This is a genomic window from Cellulomonas hominis, from assembly GCF_005239125.1.
Classification (GTDB): Bacteria; Actinomycetota; Actinomycetes; order Actinomycetales; family Cellulomonadaceae; genus Cellulomonas; species Cellulomonas hominis_A.
On record NZ_SZYE01000353.1, the window covers coordinates 1 to 1,094 of the forward strand.

Consider the following 1,094-nt stretch of genomic DNA (forward strand, 5'->3'; position numbering starts at 1 on the left):
ACGCCCCCGGCCCGCGGCGCGGCGGCCGCGCCGTCGCCGATGCTGGTCACCGCGGCGTCGAGCTTGATGACCCCGTAGCTCCACCCCCGCCGGCGGTACGCGACGGACGGCTGGGCCGTCTCGGCGTCGACGAACAGGAAGAAGTCGTGCCCCACGAGCTCCATCTCGTAGAGCGCGTCGTCGATCGTCATCGGCTGCGCGGCGTGCACCTTCTCGCGGATGACGACGGGCGAGTCGCCGAGCGTCGTCTCCACGACCCCGTCCTCGGTGGGCGCGGGCGTCGCGGCGACGGCCGCGGTCTCCAGCTCCTCGAGCGGCGGCAGCGGGTCGCTCGCCGGCGTGGGGACCTTGCCACGGTGGCTCTTGCGGCGGTCACGTGCCCGGCGCAGGCGCTCCGTGAGCTTGTCGATCGCCAGGTCGAAGGCCCCGTACCGGTCGTCCGCGCAGGCCTCGGCGCGGATCACCGGTCCCTTGCCCACCACGGTCAGCTCGACCCGTTCGGCGGCGGCGGCCTGCCGGGGGTTGGACTCGTGGGTCACCTCGACGTCGATGCGCTGCGCCCGGGGCGCGAGCTGCTCGAGCTTGGCGAGCTTGTCCGTCACGTGCTGACGGAAACGCTCGGGGACGTCGGTGTGACGGCCGGCGACGACGATCTCCATGGGGTTCCTCCTGGAGGTCCGGGGGCGGGGTGCGACCCGCCCGGCAGCGTGCTCGGAGCGCCCTCTCGGGCGCTGGTCTGCGGCACCACCTCCTCGTGCGGGCGTGCCCGTCGAGTCCCGGTACCGGGCGGCATCCCTGCCACCCGGTGCTGTGGGTCCACGCTATCCCGGCTCGCGCGCGGCTTCCAACCAGCCGGTCGGCGATCCCGGCGGACGGGTGACGGCGAGCACGAGCCCGCCCGCGACCTGGGCGCCCGCGGCCTCCAGCGCGGAGCGGCAGGCGGCCAGCGTCGCCCCGGTCGTCAGCACGTCGTCGACCAGGAGGACCCGGGCGCCGGCCAGGCCGGCGCGCGCCCGCGGGCGGACCCGGAAGCGGCCCGCCAGGTTCGCCGCCCGGCCCCGGACCCCGAGGCCGACCTGGTCCCGGCCGGCTCC

2 protein-coding genes are annotated in these 1,094 nt (G+C 76.2%); both read right to left on the bottom strand.

Annotation, left to right across the window (positions count from 1 at the left end; genetic code table 11):
- Positions 1–659 (bottom strand): ribosome hibernation-promoting factor, HPF/YfiA family (gene hpf / locus FA014_RS19540; protein WP_154731257.1); only part of this gene is annotated, 659 nt, incomplete at its 3' end.
- A 162-nt stretch (positions 660–821) separates the two neighbouring features.
- Positions 822–1,094 (bottom strand): ComF family protein (locus tag FA014_RS19545; RefSeq protein ID WP_195969400.1); only part of this gene is annotated, 273 nt, incomplete at its 5' end.